Origin of the sequence: Escherichia sp. KTE114 (assembly GCF_000407765.1) — a bacterium.
In the GTDB taxonomy this organism is placed as follows: Bacteria; Pseudomonadota; Gammaproteobacteria; order Enterobacterales; family Enterobacteriaceae; genus Escherichia; species Escherichia ruysiae.
Map to the genome: position 1 here is coordinate 4,324,460 of NZ_KE136626.1, position 23,544 is coordinate 4,348,003.

Here is a 23,544-nt window from a genome sequence, read left to right on the forward strand (position 1 = left end):
TACTTTTCTGTCAAAGGGAGATAATGCGAAGTATTGTAGCGGGAGTAACGAAGACATTTAGCCGGAGCATCCTCCGGCTGAAAAATAAGCAATCAGAAAAATCAGTCCAGCTGTACACCCAGGCGGCGGGCGACGGCTTCATAGGCTTCAATCAGGCCACCGAGACTCTGGCGGAAACGGTCTTTGTCCATTTTCTCCAGCGTTTCTTTGTCCCACAGGCGGCTACCGTCCGGGGAGAACTCATCGCCCAGCACGACTTCGCCTTTGTACAGACCAAACTCCAGCTTGAAGTCGACCAGAATCAGACCGGCATCATCGAACAGTTTTTTAAGCACGTCGTTCGCTTTGTAAGTCAGCTCTTTCATACGCGCCAGATTCTCTTTGCTTACCCAGCCAAAAGTTTCGCAATAAGATTCGTTAACCATCGGGTCATGCATGGCGTCGTTTTTCAGGAACAGATCGAACAGCGGCGGGTTCAGCTCAATACCTTCTTCAATTCCAAAACGTTTCACCAGAGAGCCAGCAGCACGGTTACGTACGACACACTCAACCGGCACCATATCCAGCTTTTTCACCAGACATTCGGTATCGGAGAGCAGACGCTCCATTTGAGTCGGGATACCCGCTTCAGCCAGTTTGCTCATAATGAAGTAGTTGAACTTGTTGTTCACCATACCTTTGCGATCAAACTGCTCAATGCGCGCGCCATCACCTGCTGACGTATCATTGCGGAATTCGAGCACCAACAGATCCGGGTTTTCCGTGCTGTATACGGTTTTCGCTTTACCACGATACAACTCAGCTTGCTTTTGCATCTTTATCACTCCTGGGTGTGAATTAACGTTTTAAAATCTTTTGCTGTCTGGTGTGCCGGATGTTTTGCCGAATGCGGCGCGAACGCCTTACCCGACCTGTGTCCGACAAACAAATTTCGTGCGAATTAACGCTAAAATCGCGTTTTTCTGCCGACGCACACGTTTGCGTATCATATCAGAAAAAAGGGCCGGATTACTCCAGCCCTGTATTTTTACTTGCTAAACGCTGCCTGGAAGACAGATACCAGTGCGTCGTTTTGGCTTTGAGTCAGCGTATGACCTTTCGGATCGATGAACTGCAAGCTGCTGCGGTTATCTAAATCACCGACCTGCAGTTTATAGTCACCGGATGCAAGACCTGGATCGCTCGCGCCCAGTTCCTGCCAGTCGTTGTCAGACAACGGCTTATAGGTCACGGCCATACTGCCCTGCGAACGGGTGCTGTCGGTCACTTTCATGCCCACTTTTTCCAGCGCCGCTGGCAGACGTTGCCAAACCACGTTGAACGGCCCGCGAACGACCAGCATTGGTAAGCCTGTATCATCAGCAGCACTTTGTACGTCCATGGTGGTGGAAGCACGGTTTTGCGCCGCATTAGCCGCGTCGGTCACGGATTTATCCAGACCGGCGGAAATGACGTTCATCATCTCCGTGCTGTAACGCTGCATGGAAGCCGCGTCTGCAACCGGTTTGCCCGCCTGCTCCAGGTTCAGCAGTTTCACCGTTACCGCCTGCTGATAACCCTGCGGTTTAACAGAGATTTGATAACGACCGCGATACTGCTCGTCTTCGTCCAGACGGTTCCATTGCACCCAATCGGTAGTCAGCGTCTGACCAGCATCATCGCGTTGGGTAATGGTGTAGTTTTTCGCCTGCAGCACGCTAACAACCTGCGGCCACAAAGTATTACCACGACCATTTTCTACCAGCAGCGAGGCGGTGTCGCCCGTAAACTGGGTACGTGCGCCGGAAATCAGCGCCAACGGCTGGGCAGGTGGACGAATGTCCAGCGCCTTACCGACAGCACCGCTACCGTTGGTCACCGGTATTGCATAATCACCGGAGGTCACCGGCAAAATCATTCCTGCCGGGGCATGAAGCTCCGCAAGCGGTGCCGCTTCCAGATAGGCTTCATCACCACTCACCTGACGCTTATAGCGTGAGTCAGAACTACAGGCTGCGAGTAACAGAACAAGCGATACACCCGCAACCTTTGCCAGGCGCGACTTTTGAACAGAGTAAGCCATCAAATCTCCCTAAACTTTACAGCAAACCGGCATACTTAAGCGCCGCTCTGACCGTCTCACGACCACTGTCGGTGATTGGAGTCATTGGCAGGCGCAGCGTATCGGTCGCCACAAGACCCAGTTCCTTACATGCCCATTTCACCGGGATTGGATTGGGTTCGACAAATAGTTTGTTGTGTAATGGCATCAGACGCTGGTTAATAACGCGTGCCTCGGCAAAATGCCCTTCTGCCGCCAGTTTGCACATCTGAGCCATATCACGCGCTGCGACGTTAGCCGTAACGGAAATAACGCCATGACCACCTAACTGCATGAAGTCCAGCGTGCTCGCATCATCGCCGCTCAGCAGAACAAAATCGTCTGAAACCAGCTCTTTGATCTGGTTAACACGCGTTAAGTTCCCTGTTGCCTCTTTGATTCCGATAATATTTTTTACTTTCGCCAGACGGCCCACCGTTTCTGGTAGCAGATCGCAGCCAGTACGGGACGGCACATTATACAGGATTTGCGGCAGGTCAGTATGTTCAGCGATGGCTTTGAAATGCTGATACAGACCTTCCTGCGACGGGCGGTTGTAATAAGGGGTCACCGTCAGGCAGCCAACAATGCCACTGTCATTGAAACGCTGTGTCAGGCTAATGGCTTCCGCAGTAGCGTTAGCGCCAGTTCCGGCAATTACCGGAATACGCCCATCAGCCAGCTCCAGGGTCATCATCACCACATCAACATGTTCGTCATGATTCAGGGTAGCGGACTCACCAGTGGTGCCAACAGAAACAATCGCCGAAGTACCGCTGGCGACATGATAATCAATCAGTTTTTTTAAGCTAGCCCGACAGACATTACCTTTTTCATCCATCGGAGTAACAATCGCGACAATACTTCCCGTGAACATGGGCCATCCTCTGTGCAAACAAGTGTCTCAATGGTACGTTTGGTATGGCATTAAAAGCAAGCAGACAGAACCGTTCTGATTGTTGTATGCATGTTTTTTTTATGCTTTCCTTAAGAGCTACTCTCCCCCTTGAAGGAATAACCGGTTTGACACTGTCATCGCAACATTATCTGGTGATCACTGCGCTGGGTGCCGATCGCCCAGGAATTGTGAACACTATCACCCGTCATGTCAGTAGTTGCGGCTGTAATATTGAAGACAGTCGCCTGGCGATGCTGGGAGAAGAGTTCACCTTTATCATGCTGCTTTCCGGTTCATGGAACGCAATCACCTTGATCGAATCAACGTTACCGTTGAAAGGTGCCGAACTGGATCTTTTAATCGTGATGAAGCGCACGACGGCTCGTCCGCGTCCGCCGATGCCCGCATCTGTCTGGGTTCAGATCGATGTGGCAGATTCACCGCATTTAATTGAACGCTTTACCGCACTTTTTGACGCGCACCATATGAACATTGCGGAGCTAGTATCTCGCACGCAACCTGCTGAAAATGAACGAGCTGCGCAACTACATATTCAGATAACCGCCCACAGCCCGGCGTCTGCGGACTCAGCAAATATTGAACAAGCCTTCAAAGCACTATGTACAGAACTCAATGCGCAAGGCAGTATTAGCGTCGTCAATTATTCCCAACATGATGAACAGGATGGAGTTAAGTAATGAATCCACTGAAAGCCGGTGACATCGCACCGAAATTTAGCTTGCCGGATCAAGACGGAGAACAAGTTAATTTGACCGACTTCCAGGGACAGCGTGTTCTGGTTTATTTCTACCCGAAAGCCATGACCCCCGGCTGTACCGTACAAGCTTGTGGCTTACGCGATAACATGGATGAGTTGAAAAAAGCCGGTGTTGATGTACTGGGTATTAGCACCGATAAACCCGAAAAACTCTTCCGTTTTGCGGAAAAAGAGCTGCTCAACTTTACACTTCTGTCTGATGAGGACCACCAGGTGTGCGAACAATTCGGCGTCTGGGGAGAGAAGTCCTTCATGGGCAAAACTTACGATGGTATTCACCGCATCAGCTTCTTGATCGATGCTGACGGCAAAATCGAACATGTATTTGACGATTTCAAAACCAGCAATCACCACGACGTAGTGATTAACTGGCTGAAAGAACACGCCTGATTACTTTGCTCCATTCCGTGCTGGCTGCGCTTGCGGCCAGCACACCTCACATCCGGCGATGTAGCGGAATGAAGGTTAATCTTGCGCGATTTGGCCATCGGGCCAGGCATGGATTACCGCTTTAATTAGCGTAGCCAGAGGAATGGCAAAGAACACGCCCCAGAATCCCCACAACCCACCGAAGATCACCACCGATAAAATAATCACCAGCGGATGCAGGTTAACCGCTTCGGAGAACAACACCGGTACTAACAGGTTGCCATCCAGCGCCTGGATAATCAGATATACCGCGAAACAGCTCCAGAATTCAGTGCCAGCACCAAACTGGAATAGTGCCACGCCGACCACCGGAATAGTCACCACAAATGCGCCAATGTACGGAATAAGCACTGAGAAGCCGACCAGCACCGCCAGCAGCAGCGAATAGTTCAGTCCGAAAAGCAAGAACCCCAGCCAGGTGGCGATCCCCACCACAATCATCTCCAGCACCTTGCCACGGATGTAGTTGGTGATTTGCTGATTCATCTCCTTCCAGACCTGGCCTGCCAGCCCACGGTTACGCGGAAGCACCCGACGGACAGCATTCAACATTTGCTCTTTATCTTTCAGAAGGAAAAAGACCATCAGCGGCACCAGCACCAGATAGACGGCAATGGTCAGCAGGCCCACCAGCGAGGCGAGAGAGATTTTCACCACCGAATCGCCCATGGTGAGCATCCGACTGCGCATATTGTCGGCCATCGCATCAATAATGCCCGCATCCATTAACGCCGGATAACGGCGCGGCAACGTGGCGGCAAAATCAGACAGTTTATTGAGCATCCCCGGCATATCGCGGATTAAATAGATGCCCTGCTGCCAGGCGATAGGCAGTACCACGAACGCCATCAGCAGCAAAATACCCACGAAAACCACCAATACAATCGACGTCGCCCAACGGCGGGAACAGCCAATAGATTGCAGGCGCACGGTTGGCCATTCCAGCAAATAGGCCAGCACAATAGCCACCAGCAACGGTGCGAGCAGGCCACTAAAGAAAAAGATAATGCCAAATCCGGCAACTAAAATAACCAGCAAGGCAATCGCTTCCGGGTCGCTAAAACGGCGGCGATACCATTGCATCAACATTTCGAGCATAAAGACCTTCCCTGAACCTCAAGAGCGGGATTGCGATCCGCAATTGTATCGAAATGTCACAAAAAAGACTTCGCTTTTTATGACGGATTCAGGAAACTGAAAAGCCATTTGAGTGGGCTAATCTTCGCCGTTACACTCAAAGGCGGCGCGGTGGGAACGATATTTCACAGTATCGGTCAAATGACTATCTCCAGAAATACAGGACAGAGGTTATGTTCAGGCAGTTGAAAAAAAACCTGGTTGCAACCCTCATTGCTGCTATGACCATCGGTCAGGTAGCCCCGGCGTTTGCCGATAGCGCAGACACTTTGCCGGATATGGGAACCTCCGCAGGAAGCACGCTTTCCATTGGTCAGGAAATGCAGATGGGCGACTATTATGTTCGCCAGCTACGCGGCAGCGCGCCGTTAATTAATGACCCGCTATTAACGCAATATATTAATTCGCTGGGGATGCGCCTGGTTTCACATGCAAACTCCGTTAAGACGCCGTTCCATTTCTTTCTGATCAATAACGACGAAATCAACGCCTTTGCTTTCTTTGGCGGCAACGTGGTGCTGCACTCTGCCTTGTTCCGTTATTCCGATAACGAAAGTCAACTGGCTTCGGTCATGGCGCACGAAATCTCCCACGTCACCCAACGTCACCTGGCGCGAGCGATGGAAGATCAGCAACGCAGCGCGCCGCTTACCTGGGTCGGGGCGTTAGGTTCTATTTTACTGGCAATGGCCAGCCCGCAGGCGGGGATGGCGGCGCTGACCGGTACGCTGGCGGGAACGCGCCAGGGGATGATCAGCTTCACCCAGCAAAATGAACAGGAAGCAGACCGTATTGGTATTCAGGTGCTGCAACGCTCGGGGTTCGATCCGCAGGCGATGCCGACCTTCCTCGAAAAACTGCTCGATCAGGCGCGCTACTCTTCGCGTCCGCCGGAAATTTTGCTGACTCACCCGTTACCGGAGAGCCGCCTGGCAGATGCCCGCAACCGTGCTAATCAGATGCGCCCGATGGTGGTGCAGTCGTCGGAAGATTTCTATCTGGCAAAAGCGCGCACACTGGGGATGTACAATTCCGGACGTAACCAGCTCACCAGTGATTTGCTGGATGAATGGGCGAAAGGTAACGTTCGTCAGCAACGGGCGGCGCAATATGGTCGTGCTTTACAGGCGATGGAAGCCAATAAATACGACGAGGCACGGAAAACGCTGCAACCGTTACTGGCGGCAGAACCCGGCAACGCGTGGTATCTCGATCTGGCTACCGATATCGACCTTGGGCAAAACAAAGCCAATGATGCGATCAATCGCCTGAAAAATGCCCGTGATTTACGCACCAATCCGGTGTTGCAGCTCAACCTGGCAAACGCTTATCTGCAAGGTGGGCAGCCACAGGAAGCGGCTAATATTCTGAATCGCTACACTTTTAATAATAAAGATGACAGCAATGGCTGGGATTTGCTGGCACAGGCAGAAGCCGCGCTAAATAACCGCGATCAGGAATTGGCAGCGCGAGCAGAAGGTTATGCACTCGCAGGGCGACTCGATCAGGCCATTTCCTTGTTGAGTAGCGCCAGTTCGCAGGTGAAATTAGGCAGCCTGCAACAAGCGCGTTACGATGCGCGCATCGACCAGTTGCGCCAGTTGCAGGAACGCTTTAAGCCTTATACCAAGATGTAATTTGCATTAAAGGAAGAACAATGACCAAACAGGTAAAAATCTACCATAACCCACGCTGTTCAAAGAGCCGTGAAACGCTGAACCTGCTGAAAGAAAACGGCGTGGAGCCAGAAGTGGTGCTCTACCTTGAGACACCCGCCGATGCGGCAACGCTGCGCGATTTGCTGAAAATGCTGGGGATGAATAGCGCCCGTGAATTGATGCGCCAGAAAGAGGAGCTTTATAAAGAGCTGAACCTGGCTGACAGTTCGCTTAGCGAAGAGGCTCTGATTCAGGCGATGGTGGATAATCCGAAGCTGATGGAGCGCCCGATTGTGGTCGCCAATGGCAAAGCGCGCATTGGACGTCCACCGGAACAAGTGCTGGAAATCGTGGGTTAAGATGTGCCCCGTCGCTAGTTAAGGCACATTGCCGGATGCGACGCTTGCCGCGTCTTGTCCGGCCTGTGATTGCATTGGATGCGCTTCGCATAGTTCGGATAAGGCGTTCGCGCCGCATCCGACAATAAACACCCTGCCTACAGCTTCAGAATCTCTTTCACAAACGGAATGGTCAGCTTACGCTGTGCGGTAATCGACGCATGATCCAGCTGATCCAGTGTCATAAATAGCGTGCGCATCTCTCTGTCGAGCCGCTTCAGCAAGAAGCGTCCCACATCTTCCGGCAGTTCAAAACCACGCAAACGCGCGCGTAACTGTAGCGCCTGCAACTTATCTTCATCAGAAAGTGGCTGCAATTTGTAGATCTGCCCCCAGTCAAGACGCGACGCGAGATCCGGTAATCCCAGATTCAACTGACGCGGTGGACGATCGCCAGTGATCAACAACCGTGTTTTACCCGACTCCAGAATCCGATTGTAGAGATCGAAAATCGCCATCTCCCACAACTCATCGCCGGCAATACACTCAATGTTGTCGATGCAAACCAGCGACAAATGCTCCATACCGTCGAGCACTTCCGGGACAAACCAGGTGCGTTTATCCAGCGGGACATAGCCCACCGCATCGCCACGCTGCGACAATTCCGCGCAAGCCGCATGCAGCAGATGGCTGCGCCCCGCGCCTTCGCGTGCCCAGAGATAGATGTAACCGCTATGTTCCTGACGCAGCACGTTTTGCAGCGCGGCCAGTAGAGAGGAGTTATCCCCCGGCCAGAAACTTGCAAAGGTTTCGTCGTCAGGAAGATAAAGTGGCAAAGAGAGCTGTGCCGGTGTGTTCAGAGATACCTCAACCAGGATTTCACAAAATCGCGAGAAGTTTACCACAGAATCCCATGATGTTTGAACCGGGCAGCAGCACTGCCCGGTCAGTACATTATTTATCTGTTATATCCGCGTCTTCTGCGTCCAGCACCACTTCTTCAGGGCGCAGCACGCTAATCAGTTTGAAGATCAGGCTTAAGCCAATACCGACGATAGTCGCCAGCGCCATGCCTTTCAGCTCCGCCGCGCCGATGTTTACCTTCGCGCCACTGACGCCGATGATCAAAATCACGGAAGTCAGGATCAGGTTCTGTGCTTTGTTGTAATCCACTTTCGATTCAATCAATACACGAATACCGGAAGCACCGATGACACCGTAAAGCAGCAGCGAAACACCGCCCATTACTGGCAGTGGGATCATCTGGATAGCGGCAGCCAGTTTACCAACACAGGAAAGCAGGATAGCGAAAATCGCCGCGCCGCCGATAACCCAGGTACTGTAAACGCGAGTGATCGCCATAACGCCAATGTTTTCCCCGTAGGTGGTGTTTGGCGTGGAACCAAAGAAGCCGGAGAGCACGGTCGACAGGCCGTTAGCAAACATCGAACGGTGCAGACCCGGATCGCGCAGCAGATCTTTTTTGACAATGTTAGCCGTTACTACCAGGTGCCCTACATGTTCGGCAATAACCACTAACGCCGCTGGCAGAATAGTCAGAATGGCGAACCACTCGAAGCGCGGCGTATAGAGAGTTGGCAGAGCAAACCAGTGAGCATTAATAATCGGCGTGGTATCGACAATTCCCATTGCGAAAGAGAGCGCATACCCCACCAGCACGCCAATTAAAATCGGGATAATGGCCAGGAAACCACGGAACAGCACGGAACCTAAAACCGTGACCGCCAGCGTGGTAATAGAAATGATGATGGTTTTGGAATCTGGCGTTTGCCCTTCAGCCGGGAGTAAACCGGCCATACCAGCAGCTACGCCCGCCAGCTCCAGACCGATGACGGCAACGATTGCGCCCATTGCCGCAGGTGGAAACAGCACGTCCAGCCAGCCGGTTCCCGCTTTCTTCACGATGAAAGAAACCAGACAGAACAGCACGCCACACATAATAAAGCCGCCCAATGCGACTTCATAACCCAACGGCAACAGTAACAATACCGGTGAAATAAAGGCAAAGCTGGAGCCGAGATAAGCCGGGATTTTACCTTTACAGATGAAGAGATACAGCAGCGTCCCGATACCGTTAAATAACAGTACGGTCGCCGGGTTAATATGAAATAAGACGGGCACCAGGACGGTTGCACCAAACATGGCGAACAAATGTTGCAAACTAAGCGGGATTGTCTGTAAAAGTGGCGGTCTTTCACTCACCCCGATAGCACGGCGCGTCATAGTATATTCCTCTGTATTATGTGTTATAGGCGCTTTACTCAAAAAAAAGCCGACTCTTAAAGTCGGCTTTAATTATTTTTATTCTTTATTTTGTACCAAAGATTTTGTCACCGGCATCGCCAAGCCCCGGAATAATGTATCCGTGCTCGTTCAATCCCTGGTCAATTGATGCGGTATACAGCTCGACGTCCGGGTGCGCTTTTTCCAGCGCAGCGATACCTTCTGGCGCAGCCACCAGCACCAGCACTTTAATGCTGCTGCAGCCCGCTTTTTTCAGCAGGTCGATGGTCGCGATAACGGAACCACCAGTTGCCAGCATTGGGTCAACGATCAGCGCCATACGCTCATCAATGTTAGAAACCAGTTTCTGGAAGTACGGTACTGGTTCCAGCGTTTCTTCATTACGGTACATACCGACTACGCTGATGCGCGCGCTCGGAACGTTTTCCAGCACGCCGTCCATCATCCCCAGACCGGCGCGCAGAATTGGCACCACGGTAATTTTCTTACCTTTAATCTGGTCGATTTCCACCGGGCCATTCCAGCCCTCGATGGTTACTTTTTCAGTTTCGAGGTCAGCGGTCGCTTCGTAAGTCAGCAGGCTACCCACTTCGGAAGCGAGTTCGCGAAAGCGCTTGGTGCTGATATCTTGCTCACGCATCAGTCCCAGCTTGTGTTTGACGAGTGGGTGTTTGACTTCCACGATCTTCATACTCTTTCTCCTTTGAGGGGCAGCCACAAAAAAAATCGACGGATTATACCTCCTTTCTTTAAGGCGGCAATATTATTTTCGTTGATTTTAGTCAAAACCATAAAAATTTTAGATAAAGTTATTTCATAATCAAACAGTTAATAACGGTAATTATCCTGGCAAAAAATCATTCATCCCCTCTATGTACACCTTTTTTTGTCACTCTCTCGGTAAAAAGAGGTTAAAAAAGGTTGTGTAAAGCAGTCTCGCAAACGTTTGCTTTCCCTGTTAGAATTGCGCCGAATTTTTATTTTTCTACCGCAAGTAACGCGTGGGGACCCAAGCAGTGACCGATAAAACCTCTCTTAGCTACAAAGATGCCGGTGTTGATATTGACGCGGGTAATGCTCTGGTTGGAAGAATCAAAGGCGTAGTGAAGAAAACGCGTCGCCCGGAAGTGATGGGCGGTCTGGGCGGCTTCGGTGCGCTGTGTGCGTTGCCGCAAAAATATCGCGAACCCGTGCTGGTTTCCGGCACTGACGGCGTGGGCACTAAACTGCGTCTGGCGATGGACTTAAAACGTCACGACACCATTGGTATCGATCTGGTCGCCATGTGCGTTAATGATCTGGTGGTGCAAGGCGCTGAACCGCTGTTTTTCCTCGACTATTACGCAACCGGAAAGCTGGATGTTGATACTGCTGCATCAGTGATCAGCGGCATCGCCGAAGGTTGTCTGCAATCGGGCTGTTCGCTGGTGGGGGGCGAAACGGCAGAAATGCCGGGGATGTATCACGGTGAAGATTATGACGTTGCTGGTTTCTGCGTTGGCGTGGTAGAAAAATCAGAAATCATCGATGGTTCTAAAGTTAGCGACGGTGATGTGCTGATTGCGCTCGGCTCCAGCGGCCCGCACTCGAACGGCTATTCGCTGGTGCGCAAAATTCTCGAAGTCAGCGGTTGTGATCCACAAACCACCGAACTCGACGGCAAACCATTAGCCGATCATCTGTTGGCACCGACCCGTATTTACGTGAAGTCAGTACTGGAGTTGATCGAAAAGGTCGACGTGCACGCTATTGCGCACCTGACCGGCGGCGGCTTCTGGGAAAACATTCCGCGCGTATTGCCGGAAAACACCCAGGCAGTGATTGATGAATCCTCCTGGCAGTGGCCGGAAGTGTTCAACTGGCTGCAAAGGGCAGGTAATGTCGAGCGCCATGAAATGTATCGCACCTTCAACTGCGGCGTCGGGATGATTATCGCCCTGCCTGCTCCGGAAGTGGACAAAGCTCTCACTCTGCTTAATGCCAACGGTGAAAACGCGTGGAAAATCGGTATCATCAAAGCCTCTGATTCCGAACAACGCGTGGTTATCGAATAATGAATATTGTGGTGCTTATTTCCGGTAACGGAAGTAATTTGCAGGCAATTATAGACGCCTGCAAAACCAACAAAATCAAAGGCACCCTACGGGCAGTTTTCAGTAATAAGGCCGACGCGTTCGGCCTTGAACGCGCCCGCAAAGCCGGTATTGCAACGCATACGCTCATCGCCAGCGCGTTTGACAGTCGTGAAGCCTATGACCGGGAGTTGATTCATGAGATTGATATGTACGCTCCCGACGTGGTTGTACTGGCCGGTTTTATGCGCATTCTCAGCCCGGCGTTTGTCTCCCATTATGCCGGGCGTTTGCTGAACATTCACCCTTCCCTGCTGCCAAAATATCCCGGTTTGCACACCCATCGACAGGCGCTGGAAAATGGCGATGAGGAACACGGTACATCGGTGCATTTCGTCACCGATGAACTGGACGGTGGTCCGGTTATTTTACAGGCGAAAGTCCCGGTATTTGCCGGTGATACGGAAGATGACATCACCGCCCGCGTACAAACCCAGGAGCACGCCATTTATCCGCTAGTGATTAGCTGGTTTGCCGATGGTCGTCTGAAGATGCACGAAAACGCCGCGTGGCTGGATGGTCAGCGTCTGCCGCCGCAGGGCTACGCTGCCGACGAGTAATTCCCTCGTAGTTAAAGCGCCAGCCCTGCCGTTGGCGTTTTTCGATTCACCTGTAAATCGCAGGCTCCAGCAGTTTTTTTCTCCCTTTTCTGGCATAGTTGGACATCTGCCAATATTGCTCGCCATAATATCCAGGCAGTGTCCCGTGAATAAAACGGAGTAAAAGTGGTAATGGGTCAGGAAAAGCTATACATCGAAAAAGAGCTCAGTTGGTTATCGTTCAATGAACGCGTGCTTCAGGAAGCGGCGGACAAATCTAACCCGCTGATTGAAAGGATGCGTTTCCTGGGGATCTATTCCAATAACCTTGATGAGTTCTATAAAGTCCGCTTCGCTGAACTGAAGCGACGCATCATTATTAGCGAAGAACAAGGTTCCAATTCTCATTCCCGTCATTTGCTGGGTAAAATTCAGTCCCGCGTGCTGAAAGCCGATCAGGAATTCGACGGCCTCTACAACGAACTGTTGCTGGAGATGGCGCGCAACCAGATTTTCCTGATTAATGAACGCCAGCTCTCCGTCAATCAACAAAACTGGCTGCGTCATTATTTTAAGCAGTATCTGCGTCAGCACATTACGCCGATTTTAATCAACCCTGACACTGACTTAGTGCAATTTCTGAAAGATGATTACACTTATCTGGCGGTGGAAATAATCCGTGGCGATACCATCCGTTATGCGCTGCTGGAGATCCCCTCAGATAAAGTGCCGCGCTTTGTTAATTTGCCGCCGGAAGCACCGCGCCGACGCAAACCCATGATTCTTCTGGATAACATTCTGCGTTACTGCCTTGATGATATTTTCAAAGGCTTCTTTGATTATGACGCGCTGAATGCCTATTCAATGAAGATGACCCGCGATGCCGAATACGATTTAGTGCACGAGATGGAAGCCAGCCTGATGGAGCTGATGTCTTCCAGTCTGAAGCAGCGTTTAACCGCAGAGCCAGTGCGTTTTGTTTATCAGCGCGATATGCCCAGTGCGCTGGTTGAGGTGTTGCGCGAAAAACTGACTATTTCCCGCTACGACTCCATCGTACCCGGTGGCCGTTATCATAATTTTAAAGACTTTATTAATTTCCCCAATGTCGGCAAAGCCAATCTGGTGAATAAACCACTACCGCGTTTACGCCACATTTGGTTTGATAAAGCCCAGTTCCGTAACGGTTTTGATGCCATTCGCGAACACGATGTGCTGCTCTATTATCCTTATCACACTTTTGAACATGTGCTGGAACTGCTACGCCAGGCCTCGTTCGACCCAAGCGTACTGGCGATTAAAATTAATATTTACCGCGTAGCGAAAGATTCGCGCATCATCGACTCGATGATCCACGCCGCTCACAACGGTAAGAAAGTCACCGTGGTGGTTGAGTTACAGGCGCGTTTCGACGAAGAAGCCAACATTCACTGGGCAAAACGGCTGACTGAAGCGGGCGTACACGTGATTTTCTCTGCGCCGGGGCTGAAAATTCACGCCAAATTGTTCCTGATTTCACGTAAAGAAAACGGTGAGGTTGTGCGTTACGCGCATATCGGAACCGGGAACTTTAATGAAAAAACCGCGCGTCTTTATACCGACTACTCGCTGCTGACCGCCGATGCGCGCATCACCAACGAAGTACGCCGGGTGTTCAACTTTATTGAAAATCCATACCGTCCGGTAACTTTCGATTATTTAATGGTGTCGCCGCAAAACTCCCGTCGTTTGCTGTATGAAATGGTTGACCGTGAGATAGCCAACGCTCAACAAGGGCTGCCTTGCGGTATTACCCTGAAACTGAATAACCTGGTCGATAAAGGTCTGGTCGATCGTCTGTATGCGGCCTCCAGTTCCGGCGTGCCGGTGAATCTCCTGGTACGCGGGATGTGTTCGCTGATCCCCAATCTGGAAGGTATTAGCGACAATATTCGTGCTATTAGTATTGTCGATCGTTACCTTGAACATGATCGGGTTTATATTTTTGAAAACGGCGGCGATAAAAAAGTTTACCTTTCTTCCGCCGACTGGATGACACGCAATATTGATTATCGTATTGAAGTGGCTACACCGCTGCTCGATCCCCGACTGAAGCAACGGGTGCTGGACATCATCGAAATTCTGTTCAGCGATACAGTCAAAGCGCGTTATATCGATAAAGAACTCAGTAATCGCTACGTCCCCCGTGGTAACCGCCGCAAAGTACGGGCGCAATTGGCGATCTACGACTACATCAAATCACTCGAACAATCTGAATAACCCTATGCCAATACACGACAAATCCCCTCGTCCGCAGGAGTTCGCTGCGGTCGATCTTGGTTCAAACAGTTTCCACATGGTCATTGCCCGTGTGGTGGATGGCGCAATGCAGATTATTGGCCGCCTGAAACAACGGGTGCATCTGGCAGATGGTCTGGGGCCAGATAATATGTTGAGTGAAGAAGCGATGACGCGTGGCTTAAACTGCCTGTCGCTGTTTGCCGAACGCCTGCAGGGGTTTTCTCCTTCCAGCGTCTGTATTGTCGGAACCCATACGCTACGTCAGGCGCTGAATGCCACTGACTTTCTGAAGCGAGCAGAAAAGGTTATTCCCTACCCGATTGAAATTATTTCCGGCAACGAAGAAGCGCGTCTGATTTTTATGGGCGTGGAGCATACCCAGCCGGAAAAGGGCCGCAAACTGGTTATTGATATTGGTGGCGGCTCAACAGAACTGGTGATTGGTGAAAATTTCGAACCGATTCTCGTGGAAAGTCGCAGGATGGGTTGCGTCAGCTTTGCCCAGCTTTATTTCCAGGGCGGCATCATCAATAAAGAGAATTTTCAGCGCGCACGCATGGCGGCAGCGCAAAAACTGGAAACCTTAACCTGGCAATTCCGTATCCAGGGCTGGAATGTGGCAATGGGCGCTTCCGGCACCATTAAAGCTGCTCATGAAGTGTTGATGGAAATGGGCGAGAAAGACGGGATAATTACCCCGGAACGTCTGGAAAAACTGGTAAAAGAAGTTTTACGGCACCGTAATTTCGCATCGCTGAGTTTACCGGGTCTTTCCGAAGAGAGGAAAACTGTCTTCGTTCCTGGACTGGCGATTTTATGCGGTGTGTTTGATGCCTTAGCCATCCGTGAACTGCGACTTTCTGACGGGGCGTTACGCGAAGGCGTGCTGTATGAAATGGAAGGACGTTTCCGCCATCAGGATGTGCGTAGCCGCACCGCCAGTAGTCTGGCTAACCAGTATCACATCGACAGTGAACAGGCCCGACGGGTGCTGGATACCACCATGCAGATGTACGAACAGTGGCGGGAACAGCAACCGAAACTGGCGCATCCACAGCTCGAAGCATTGCTGCGATGGGCCGCTATGCTGCATGAAGTCGGGTTGAATATCAACCATAGTGGTCTGCATCGACATTCTGCATATATTTTACAAAACAGCGACTTACCGGGATTTAATCAGGAGCAGCAGCTGATGATGGCGACACTGGTACGCTATCACCGTAAAGCGATTAAGCTCGACGATCTGCCGCGCTTTACCTTGTTTAAGAAGAAACAGTTCCTGCCACTGATTCAGCTATTGCGCCTTGGCGTATTGCTCAACAATCAACGTCAGGCGACTACCACGCCGCCAACATTAACGCTGATTACCGATGACAGCCACTGGACCTTGCGTTTTCCGCATGACTGGTTTAGCCAGAACGCGCTGGTATTGCTTGATCTGGAAAAGGAACAAGAATACTGGGAAGGCGTGGCTGGCTGGCGGTTAAAAATTGAAGAAGAAAACACGCCTGAAATTGCGGCTTAATATGAAATGAAAACGGGCCAACATGTTATGTTGGCCCAAATAAATTACGCGCTTTCCCGGACCGGTTCTCTTTCACCCAACATCGCCACTAACGGCTGCGGTTCACCAATCAAAAAGCCTTGCAGGTAATCAATACCCAAAGAGTGAACCGCCTGGCGAATCTCTTCATTTTCAACATATTCCGCAACCACTTGCATTTTCTTCATTCGCGCCAGATGACAAATTGATGCCACTATCTGGTAATCCAGACTATTCGAGACAATATTGCGTATGAAGCTGCCATCAATTTTTAATAAATTGGCATTCACATTTTTTAGCCGCGCATAACTGACGTAGCCGGTGCCGAAATCATCAATTGCAATTTGGCATCCTAACTCCTGAAGATGCTGCAGCGTATTCTGTGCCTGCTTAACATTGGTCAGGGTATTACTCTCGGTTACCTCAAAGATAAGCTGCCACGCTTCTATTTGATATTTATTCAAAAATTTACTGACATCTAAAGGGAAACTCGCCTGACAAACGGAAGTGGGCGACAGGTTAATAGCAAATCGGCGAGCAGGCATTTTTTCTCTATTTTCTGCCATAAATTGCAGTGTATGCTCGATAACCCACATGTCGATGCTGGACGATAAGCCAAATTCATGCGCGACCGGTAAGAAATTGTCAGGATTGATGAGTTCGCCATTCTCTCCTTTCATGCGCAGCAGAATTTCATGATAAACATCACCGCGCACTCCTGTAATCGGCTGGGCCATCAGGCAAAAATCGTTATGCTCGAGCGCCTGTTGTAGCCGATTCATCATCGCCACCTTGTCTTTCAATTCACGTTGTAAATACATTGCCCCGCGACGCTGCATATTTTCCGGGGTATTGGTCACGATAGAAAGTTCGGCAACCGTATTTAGCTCCCCCAGCAGCAGATATATATGATTAACCGGTGAGCGGACATAGCAATAACTGACACCAATCTGAGGCTGTAACGGCATTCCATCCCAAAAGAAACGAAACTGCTTCAGATGATTATCCAGCGTGGTAATGCGCTCCTGGTATGATTCTGTATTCAGTCGCAACGCAAGGTCGTTACCGGAAAGCTGATAAACAGCTTCGCCCGGTTCCAGCAACGGTGTCAGCCAGTGTGAAAGTTTTTGTTTATATTGAATGCGTAGCATGATGCCATAGTTCTTTACCAGCATTTCCATGCCAGGGATGCGTAAATAACATAGCGCGGACCATGGTGCATCACGCAATGCACGGTTCAGGGCGCGAATATTTGGCAGATGAACAACCGGATCCACATATGCAAGCCGCTGAATGCGTCTGACCACCGCTCGCTGACGGGTTGCCAGAACAGCCATATAATTGACAATAAAAGAAAATACCAGATAACTGGAGGAAGTTATGGTCAGTTGCGTGGTATATCCAGGATAAAGGGGAATGTAGTTCTGATAGCTGTGAATGCTGATCATCAGCACTACCGCCCAGAGCAGCGATATAAACTTATAGCCATAGCGCATTGCTCCCCACATCATCAGCGGTAGCAATAACGATAACGTATAGTTGGTGCTAAAAATTGTGCTTTTTTCATTTAACGGCATACATAGCAACAACAACAACGCACCCAATGCAAGCAACCAGATCGCAAATTCTTTTTTGGTAACCTTTTTGTCAACCTGCTGTTTTAATTGCGAATAATAGCTACGTAAATAAAACGGATTCCGCACCACCCGAATGATGAAGTAGCACAGTGGGACGCCGATAAGATTACCTACCAGCAAAGCCTGGTAATTGATTAATGTCCCGAGGTTAAAGGGCATAACCCCTACCAGATTGTCTCTGCTTGCCAGTAACCCAACAAACGCAGCAAACTGGAAAAGTACCAGGAACAACGTTGCCGGAAAAACAATCTGCCAGAAAATTCGCTGGGAAATTAAGCGGGTATCCCCATGTGCAACGTTGTTACGCCGGGGAGAAAAAACCCTGTACCCCCCCCAACAAATAATGACAATGATAATAAAATTAGTCGTTAACGAAAGCGTTTCATACAGGCCAAGCTCCGCATACTTACGAACAAAAATGCCTAATGCTATACCCGGTAATGCTGCCCAGTTAAAAAACATCATCATGCTGATCATCAGAGCCAGGGGCAGATAAAAGAGAAAAACTTCACCGGAGGAAATATGCGCAAAAGTATTTATTTGTGCGAAAACGGGCAAGATTAAAGAAGGCAGGATCAGCGGAATCCCCCACCATTTATCACGTATTTTTATATAAGTTGCATTCAGTTTCATAGATGCTCAACAGAATTCCCCACATCCTGAAAGGGGTGTATTCAGACAGGCATCCCACCTGAATTCGACGGATGATTATTCATCACTATAGAGAGTATCGATTCTAAGTGTCATATGAAAGTTCCAATTGATATATATCAAACAAAACAACCCTGATTAATGAATTATTACGTTTATCATGTTAAGCCATCATTATTACATCATTATTGTAAATAATTAAATTAACTTCCATAACATTGGAATATGTATCCACTGACGCTTTTTTACATAATGAAGAATTGACCATTTTGCCCAGGTGTGCCTTAATGTAAGTACCGTCCACAGAGTGGGACATACTTCAAGGAACCTTTTGTGAGTCAGGCAACCAGTATGCGAAAACGACACCGATTTAACAGTCGCATGACCCGTATCGTACTACTCATCAGCTTTATCTTCTTCTTTGGTCGCTTTATCTACTCGTCTGTTGGTGCCTGGCAGCATCATCAGAGCAAAAAAGAAGCGCAGCAATCCACACTCTCTATCGAATCCCCGGTACAACGTTAGCGGTTACCTTCTCCATTTTAACTTAGCAAGACGGCGCATTGCTGCCCGATGTTTTTGCTCTTTGTAGTTAACAAAGCGGCAGGCATTCTTTCACCTTAAATTTCACCCATTGTCCTGACTGACGTAGATCCTGCCTAAGAAGTAATATGCTCTAAATTAATACATATATTTAAATTATATTTCTTTAATAATTTATTTTCCGCGTGAATTTTAATAAATTTAATCTATTAGTTTATACACAATACATTTACTTTCCTCTTTTGATGATCTTAAATATCTTATTTTTCGTAATGTGTATAACAAGGAATAGTGATGAAATTTAAAAAATGTCTTCTACCTGTGGCAATTTTAGCGTCATTCACCCTGGCAGGATGCCAGTCAAATGCTGACGATCATGCCGCCGATGTTTATCAAACCGATCAACTGAATACAAAACAAGAAACCAAAACCGTTAATATTATTTCCATTCTTCCCGCCAAAGTTGCCGTAGACAACTCACAAAATAAACGGAACGCACAAGCCTTCGGCGCACTTATTGGGGCCGTCGCTGGCGGCGTTATCGGCCATAACGTCGGCTCCGGCAGTAACTCTGGAACGACGGCAGGTGCAGTTGGCGGCGGAGCCGTAGGTGCGGCGGCTGGTTCTATGGTGAATGATAAAACATTAGTGGAAGGTGTTTCTTTAACATACAAAGAAGGCACCAAAGTGTACACCTCCACCCAGGTGGGTAAAGAATGCCAGTTCACGACGGGTTTAGCCGTTGTTATTACCACTACGTATAACGAAACGCGTATTCAGCCAAATACAAAATGTCCTGAAAAAAGCTAATAATCAGGAGGATTCATGAAGAAGGTTTTACTTTGCGCCATCTTAGCCGCCTTAAGTAGTTCAACTTTCGCCTCTTCATTACAGGATCAACTCTCTGCTGTCGCAGAAGCGGAACAACAAGGTAAAAATGAAGAGCAAAGGCAGCATGACGAATGGGTAGCGGAGCGCAACAGGGAAATCCAGCAAGAGAAGCAACGGCGTGCAAATGCGCAGGCTGCAGCAAATAAAAGAGCGGCAGCAGCAGCAGCGGATAAAAAAGCTCGCCAGGATAAACGGGACGCCGAGGCCACTGCGGATAAAAAGCGCGATCAAAGTTATGAAGATGAGCTACGCAGCTTAGAGATTCAGAAGCAAAAACTGGCGCTGGCAAAAGAAGAAGCCCGCGTTAAGCGTGAGAACGAATTTATCGATCAGGAACTGAAGCACAAAGCCGCGCAAACCGATGTTGTGCAATCTGAAGCTGACGCTAACAGGAATATGACTGAAGGCGGCCGCGATTTGATGAAGAGTGTGGGTAAAGCAGAAGAGAATAAATCGGACAGTTGGTTTAATTAATTGATGTCAGTAACTTCAAGCCTATGATTTGTGAGGATTATGGGCTTTTTTATATTGCTTGACTTTAGTCAGCGATGTAAAAAAACCCTCTGTAGCAACAGAGGGTTTTGTTCATTCATAGTGCGGGTATCAAATCATTCCCACTCAATAGTCGCTGGCGGCTTGCCGCTGATGTCATACACCACGCGGGAAATGCCGTTCACTTCATTGATAATTCGATTGGAAACGCGGCCGAGGAAATCGTACGGCAGGTGCGCCCAGTGTGCGGTCATAAAGTCGATGGTTTCGACAGCACGCAGAGAAACAACCCAGTCATACTTACGACCATCGCCCATTACGCCAACGGAACGTACTGGCAGGAAGACGGTGAACGCCTGGCTGACTTTGTCGTACAGGTCCGCTTTACGCAGTTCTTCAATGAAGATGGCGTCAGCACGGCGCAGCAGGTCACAGTACTCTTTCTTCACTTCACCCAGAACACGAACGCCAAGGCCTGGTCCCGGGAACGGGTGACGGTACAACATGTCGTACGGCAGACCCAGCTCCAGACCAATCTTACGCACTTCGTCTTTGAACAGCTCTTTCAGCGGTTCAACCAGGCCCATTTTCATCTCTTTCGGCAGGCCACCCACGTTGTGGTGAGATTTGATAACGTGCGCTTTACCAGTCGCAGACGCGGCAGATTCAATAACGTCAGGATAGATAGTTCCCTGCGCCAGCCACTTCACATCTTCCAGTTTCAGTGCTTCTTCATCGAATACTTCAACGAAGACGCGACCGATGATTTTACGTTTTGCTTCCGGATCGTTTTCGCCAGCCAGTGCTGACAGGAAGCGGTCTTCTGCCGGAACGTGAACAATGTTCAGGCCGAAGCGATCGCCAAACATATCCAGAACCTGCTCTGCTTCGTTGAGACGCAGCAGGCCGTTGTCGACAAATACGCAGGTCAGGTTTTTACCAATTGCACGGTGCAGAAGCATTGCGGTTACGGAAGAGTCCACGCCGCCAGAGAGGCCAAGGATCACTTTATCGTCGCCCACCTGTTCGCGGATGCGGGCTACCGCGTCGTCGATAATTTTCGCCGGAGTCCACAGGGCTTCACACTGGCAGATATCACGCACAAAACGCTCCAGCATACGCATACCCTGACGGGTGTGAGTCACTTCCGGGTGGAACTGCACACCGTAGAAGCGTTTTTCTTCGTTAGCCATAATGGCAAACGGGCAGCTTTCGGTGCTGGCTACGGTAACGAAATCTTGAGGAATTGCAGTTACCTTATCACCGTGGCTCATCCACACGTCAAGCAGCGGTTTGCCATCTGCGCTTAATGCATCTTCGATACCATGAATCAGCGCGCTATCAGTTTGTACTTCAACCTGCGCATAACCAAATTCACGTTCGTTAGAGGCTTCAACGTGACCACCCAACTGCATCGCCATGGTCTGCATACCATAGCAAACGCCGAATACCGGTACGCCTGCTTCAAAGACATACTGCGGCGCACGCGGGCTGTTTTCTTCGGTGGTACTTTCCGGGCCGCCGGAAAGAATAATGCCGCTTGGATTGAAGTCACGAATTTGTGCTTCTGTCACATCCCACGCCCACAGTTCGCAGTAAACACCCAGTTCACGCACGCGGCGCGCAACCAGTTGAGTGTACTGAGAACCGAAGTCCAGAATGAGGATGCGATGCTTATGAATGTTTTCCGTCATTGACGCTTATTCCGAGGCAAGTGAAACAGATAATATAAATCGCCCGACATGAAGTCGGGCGAAGAGAATCAGGAGCCCAGACGGTAGTTCGGGGACTCTTTAGTAATGGTCACGTCGTGAACGTGGCTTTCCTGAATGCCCGCACCGCTGATACGTACAAACTCCGCTTTAGTACGCAGTTCGTCGATAGTACCACAGCCGGTCAGGCCCATACAGGAGCGCAGGCCGCCCATCTGCTGGTGGATGATCTCTTTCAGGCGGCCTTTGTACGCTACGCGACCTTCGATACCTTCCGGCACCAGTTTGTCAGCGGCGTTGTCGCTCTGGAAGTAACGGTCAGAAGAACCTTTGGACATTGCGCCCAGAGAGCCCATCCCACGGTAAGATTTGTAAGAACGCCCCTGGTAGAGTTCGATTTCACCCGGAGATTCTTCAGTACCTGCCAGCATGGAACCTACCATCACCGCGCTTGCACCAGCAGCGATAGCTTTCGCAATATCGCCGGAGAAGCGAATACCACCGTCAGCGATAACCGGAATACCGGTGCCTTCCAGGGCTTCTACTGCGTCAGCAACGGCGGTGATCTGCGGAACCCCCACACCAGTAACGATACGAGTCGTACAAATAGAGCCAGGGCCGATACCGACTTTAACCGCGCTGCAACCTGCTTCTGCCAGCGCGCGGGCACCAGCAGCTGTTGCTACGTTACCGCCGATGATTTGCAGATCCGGATATTTAGCGCGAGTTTCACGGATACGCTGCAGAACGCCTTCAGAGTGACCGTGAGAGGAGTCGATCAGCAGAACGTCAACGCCTGCGGCAACCAGTGCATCAATACGCTCTTCGTTTCCAGCACCCGCGCCAACCGCTGCACCAACACGCAGACGACCTTGTTCGTCTTTACACGCGTTCGGTTTACGTTCCGCTTTCTGGAAGTCTTTCACGGTGATCATGCCGATCAGGTGGAATTCGTCATCAACCACCAGCGCCTTCTCAACGCGTTTTTCGTGCATTTTTGCCAGCACAACTTCGCGGGCTTCGCCTTCACGCACAGTCACCAGACGCTCTTTCGGCGTCATGTAAACGCTAACTGGCTGGTTCAGGTCGGTCACAAAACGCACGTCACGACCGGTGATGATGCCGACCAGTTCGTTTTCTTCGGTAACGACCGGGTAGCCCGCAAAGCCATTACGTTCAGTCAGTTCTTTCACTTCGCGCAGCGTCGTGGTTGGCAGAACTGTCTGTGGGTCAGTCACCACGCCAGATTCGTGTTTTTTCACACGGCGAACTTCTTCAGCCTGGCGTTCAATAGACATGTTTTTGTGGATAAAGCCGATACCGCCTTCCTGAGCCAGAGCAATAGCCAGGCGCGCTTCCGTTACGGTATCCATTGCTGCGGAGAGCATAGGGATATTCAGACGAATAGTTTTCGTCAGCTGGGTGCTGAGGTCAGCAGTATTCGGCAGAACGGTAGAGTGAGCAGGAACGAGGAGAACGTCGTCAAATGTGAGAGCTTCTTTAGCGATACGTAGCATGGGCAATATCTCGACCAGAGTGGT

Annotated in this window: 22 protein-coding genes; 11 read left to right on the forward strand and 11 right to left on the reverse strand. The window is 50.1% G+C overall.

Annotated features, from left to right (window positions below):
- Nucleotides 1–101 precede the first annotated feature (101 nt).
- The 3 genes from purC to dapA form a co-directional block, all read right to left on the reverse strand.
- Nucleotides 102–815 carry a phosphoribosylaminoimidazolesuccinocarboxamide synthase gene (gene purC, locus WC5_RS00770; RefSeq protein ID WP_016231842.1) on the reverse strand — a complete coding sequence of 238 codons (714 nt, stop codon included), beginning with the start codon at nt 813–815 and terminating at the stop codon, nt 102–104.
- Between the two features lie 212 nt (nt 816–1,027).
- A complete protein-coding gene (gene bamC, locus WC5_RS00765; RefSeq protein ID WP_010349872.1) occupies nt 1,028–2,062 on the reverse strand; it encodes an outer membrane protein assembly factor BamC in 1,035 nt (344 codons plus the stop codon).
- A gap of 16 nt (nt 2,063–2,078) precedes the next feature.
- Nucleotides 2,079–2,957, reverse strand: a complete 879-nt coding sequence (gene dapA, locus WC5_RS00760) for a 4-hydroxy-tetrahydrodipicolinate synthase (protein ID WP_010349870.1) — start codon at nt 2,955–2,957, stop codon at nt 2,079–2,081.
- A 146-nt stretch (nt 2,958–3,103) separates the two neighbouring features.
- Here dapA and WC5_RS00755 point away from each other — a divergent pair, with 146 nt between their 5' ends.
- Together WC5_RS00755 and bcp are read left to right on the forward strand one after the other, a co-directional pair.
- The gene (locus tag WC5_RS00755) at nt 3,104–3,676 is read left to right on the forward strand and encodes a glycine cleavage system transcriptional repressor (RefSeq protein ID WP_000176182.1); all 573 of its coding nucleotides are present in this window, start codon (nt 3,104–3,106) and stop codon (nt 3,674–3,676) included.
- Nucleotides 3,676–4,146 (forward strand): thioredoxin-dependent thiol peroxidase, encoded by a 471-nt coding sequence (gene bcp, locus WC5_RS00750; protein WP_001068678.1) that lies wholly within the window; start codon nt 3,676–3,678, stop codon nt 4,144–4,146. The genes WC5_RS00755 and bcp overlap by 1 nt, the downstream gene beginning before the upstream one ends.
- Nucleotides 4,147–4,221: 75 nt before the next feature.
- On the opposite strand, the gene WC5_RS00745 is transcribed toward bcp, so the two are convergent.
- Nucleotides 4,222–5,283 carry an AI-2E family transporter gene (locus tag WC5_RS00745; RefSeq protein ID WP_000892038.1) on the reverse strand — a complete coding sequence of 354 codons (1,062 nt, stop codon included), beginning with the start codon at nt 5,281–5,283 and terminating at the stop codon, nt 4,222–4,224.
- Nucleotides 5,284–5,495: 212 nt separating this feature from the next.
- Here WC5_RS00745 and bepA point away from each other — a divergent pair, with 212 nt between their 5' ends.
- A complete protein-coding gene (gene bepA / locus WC5_RS00740; protein WP_000489665.1) occupies nt 5,496–6,959 on the forward strand; it encodes a beta-barrel assembly-enhancing protease in 1,464 nt (487 codons plus the stop codon).
- 20 nt (nt 6,960–6,979) lie between these two features.
- Nucleotides 6,980–7,339: an arsenate reductase (glutaredoxin) gene (gene arsC, locus WC5_RS00735; RefSeq protein ID WP_000166460.1), complete on the forward strand. Its 360-nt coding sequence runs from the start codon at nt 6,980–6,982 to the stop codon at nt 7,337–7,339.
- Between the two features lie 137 nt (nt 7,340–7,476).
- Here arsC and WC5_RS00730 read toward each other — a convergent pair whose 3' ends face one another.
- The 3 genes from WC5_RS00730 to upp all read right to left on the reverse strand — a co-directional run bounded on the left by WC5_RS00730 (nt 7,477) and on the right by upp (nt 10,274).
- Nucleotides 7,477–8,178: a DnaA inactivator Hda gene (locus tag WC5_RS00730; protein WP_071599018.1), complete on the reverse strand. Its 702-nt coding sequence runs from the start codon at nt 8,176–8,178 to the stop codon at nt 7,477–7,479.
- A 94-nt stretch (nt 8,179–8,272) separates the two neighbouring features.
- Nucleotides 8,273–9,562: a uracil permease gene (uraA, locus tag WC5_RS00725; protein ID WP_010349867.1), complete on the reverse strand. Its 1,290-nt coding sequence runs from the start codon at nt 9,560–9,562 to the stop codon at nt 8,273–8,275.
- Nucleotides 9,563–9,647: 85 nt separating this feature from the next.
- Nucleotides 9,648–10,274, reverse strand: coding sequence for a uracil phosphoribosyltransferase (upp, locus tag WC5_RS00720; RefSeq protein WP_001295473.1), 627 nt, complete (start codon nt 10,272–10,274; stop codon nt 9,648–9,650).
- 325 nt (nt 10,275–10,599) lie between these two features.
- On the opposite strand from upp, the gene purM reads away from it, so the two are divergent.
- The 4 genes from purM (at nt 10,600) to ppx (ending at nt 16,059) form a co-directional block, all read left to right on the forward strand.
- A complete protein-coding gene (purM, locus tag WC5_RS00715; protein WP_010349865.1) occupies nt 10,600–11,637 on the forward strand; it encodes a phosphoribosylformylglycinamidine cyclo-ligase in 1,038 nt (345 codons plus the stop codon).
- Complete coding sequence (purN, locus tag WC5_RS00710) at nt 11,637–12,275, forward strand: phosphoribosylglycinamide formyltransferase (RefSeq protein WP_001028604.1); 639 nt, start codon at nt 11,637–11,639, stop codon at nt 12,273–12,275. Before purM ends, purN begins: the two co-directional genes overlap by 1 nt.
- Before the next feature lie 171 nt (nt 12,276–12,446).
- Nucleotides 12,447–14,513, forward strand: a complete 2,067-nt coding sequence (gene ppk1 / locus WC5_RS00705; RefSeq protein WP_010344570.1) for a polyphosphate kinase 1 — start codon at nt 12,447–12,449, stop codon at nt 14,511–14,513.
- A 4-nt stretch (nt 14,514–14,517) separates the two neighbouring features.
- A complete protein-coding gene (ppx, locus tag WC5_RS00700) occupies nt 14,518–16,059 on the forward strand; it encodes an exopolyphosphatase (protein WP_001121372.1) in 1,542 nt (513 codons plus the stop codon).
- Nucleotides 16,060–16,103: 44 nt separating this feature from the next.
- Here the strand turns inward: ppx and WC5_RS00695 are convergent, their stop codons facing one another.
- Together WC5_RS00695 and WC5_RS25600 are read right to left on the reverse strand one after the other, a co-directional pair.
- Nucleotides 16,104–18,347, reverse strand: coding sequence for a bifunctional diguanylate cyclase/phosphodiesterase (locus WC5_RS00695; RefSeq protein ID WP_000772692.1), 2,244 nt, complete (start codon nt 18,345–18,347; stop codon nt 16,104–16,106).
- A gap of 181 nt (nt 18,348–18,528) precedes the next feature.
- Nucleotides 18,529–18,681: a hypothetical protein gene (locus WC5_RS25600; RefSeq protein ID WP_000019882.1), complete on the reverse strand. Its 153-nt coding sequence runs from the start codon at nt 18,679–18,681 to the stop codon at nt 18,529–18,531.
- 17 nt (nt 18,682–18,698) lie between these two features.
- Between WC5_RS25600 and WC5_RS00685 the strand changes: the two genes are divergently transcribed.
- The 3 genes from WC5_RS00685 (at nt 18,699) to WC5_RS00675 (ending at nt 20,273) form a co-directional block, all read left to right on the forward strand.
- Complete coding sequence (locus tag WC5_RS00685) at nt 18,699–18,890, forward strand: YfgG family protein (RefSeq protein WP_000075999.1); 192 nt, start codon at nt 18,699–18,701, stop codon at nt 18,888–18,890.
- A gap of 309 nt (nt 18,891–19,199) precedes the next feature.
- The gene (locus tag WC5_RS00680; protein ID WP_010344568.1) at nt 19,200–19,718 is read left to right on the forward strand and encodes an outer membrane lipoprotein; all 519 of its coding nucleotides are present in this window, start codon (nt 19,200–19,202) and stop codon (nt 19,716–19,718) included.
- A 15-nt stretch (nt 19,719–19,733) separates the two neighbouring features.
- Entirely contained in the window at nt 19,734–20,273 is a 540-nt protein-coding gene (locus WC5_RS00675; RefSeq protein ID WP_000756784.1) for a DUF5384 family protein, read from the forward strand.
- A gap of 134 nt (nt 20,274–20,407) precedes the next feature.
- On the opposite strand, the gene guaA is transcribed toward WC5_RS00675, so the two are convergent.
- Entirely contained in the window at nt 20,408–21,985 is a 1,578-nt protein-coding gene (guaA, locus tag WC5_RS00670; protein ID WP_000138265.1) for a glutamine-hydrolyzing GMP synthase, read from the reverse strand.
- 68 nt (nt 21,986–22,053) lie between these two features.
- Entirely contained in the window at nt 22,054–23,520 is a 1,467-nt protein-coding gene (gene guaB, locus WC5_RS00665; RefSeq protein ID WP_010349860.1) for an IMP dehydrogenase, read from the reverse strand.
- Between the last annotated feature and the right edge of the window lie 24 nt (nt 23,521–23,544).

What these genes read in the sequence shown, in the direction of transcription:
- purC (WP_016231842.1), bottom strand. Translation starts at nt 815, where the DNA reads ATGCAAAAGCAAGCTGAGTTGTATCGTGGTAAAGCGAAAACCGTATAC.
- bamC (WP_010349872.1), bottom strand. Translation starts at nt 2,062, where the DNA reads ATGGCTTACTCTGTTCAAAAGTCGCGCCTGGCAAAGGTTGCGGGTGTA.
- dapA (WP_010349870.1), bottom strand. Translation starts at nt 2,957, where the DNA reads ATGTTCACGGGAAGTATTGTCGCGATTGTTACTCCGATGGATGAAAAA.
- bcp (WP_001068678.1), top strand. Translation starts at nt 3,676, where the DNA reads ATGAATCCACTGAAAGCCGGTGACATCGCACCGAAATTTAGCTTGCCG.
- WC5_RS00745 (WP_000892038.1), bottom strand. Translation starts at nt 5,283, where the DNA reads ATGCTCGAAATGTTGATGCAATGGTATCGCCGCCGTTTTAGCGACCCG.
- bepA (WP_000489665.1), top strand. Translation starts at nt 5,496, where the DNA reads ATGTTCAGGCAGTTGAAAAAAAACCTGGTTGCAACCCTCATTGCTGCT.
- arsC (WP_000166460.1), top strand. Translation starts at nt 6,980, where the DNA reads ATGACCAAACAGGTAAAAATCTACCATAACCCACGCTGTTCAAAGAGC.
- uraA (WP_010349867.1), bottom strand. Translation starts at nt 9,562, where the DNA reads ATGACGCGCCGTGCTATCGGGGTGAGTGAAAGACCGCCACTTTTACAG.
- upp (WP_001295473.1), bottom strand. Translation starts at nt 10,274, where the DNA reads ATGAAGATCGTGGAAGTCAAACACCCACTCGTCAAACACAAGCTGGGA.
- purN (WP_001028604.1), top strand. Translation starts at nt 11,637, where the DNA reads ATGAATATTGTGGTGCTTATTTCCGGTAACGGAAGTAATTTGCAGGCA.
- ppk1 (WP_010344570.1), top strand. Translation starts at nt 12,447, where the DNA reads ATGGGTCAGGAAAAGCTATACATCGAAAAAGAGCTCAGTTGGTTATCG.
- ppx (WP_001121372.1), top strand. Translation starts at nt 14,518, where the DNA reads ATGCCAATACACGACAAATCCCCTCGTCCGCAGGAGTTCGCTGCGGTC.
- WC5_RS00695 (WP_000772692.1), bottom strand. Translation starts at nt 18,347, where the DNA reads ATGAAACTGAATGCAACTTATATAAAAATACGTGATAAATGGTGGGGG.
- WC5_RS25600 (WP_000019882.1), bottom strand. Translation starts at nt 18,681, where the DNA reads ATGTCCCACTCTGTGGACGGTACTTACATTAAGGCACACCTGGGCAAA.
- WC5_RS00675 (WP_000756784.1), top strand. Translation starts at nt 19,734, where the DNA reads ATGAAGAAGGTTTTACTTTGCGCCATCTTAGCCGCCTTAAGTAGTTCA.
- guaA (WP_000138265.1), bottom strand. Translation starts at nt 21,985, where the DNA reads ATGACGGAAAACATTCATAAGCATCGCATCCTCATTCTGGACTTCGGT.
- guaB (WP_010349860.1), bottom strand. Translation starts at nt 23,520, where the DNA reads ATGCTACGTATCGCTAAAGAAGCTCTCACATTTGACGACGTTCTCCTC.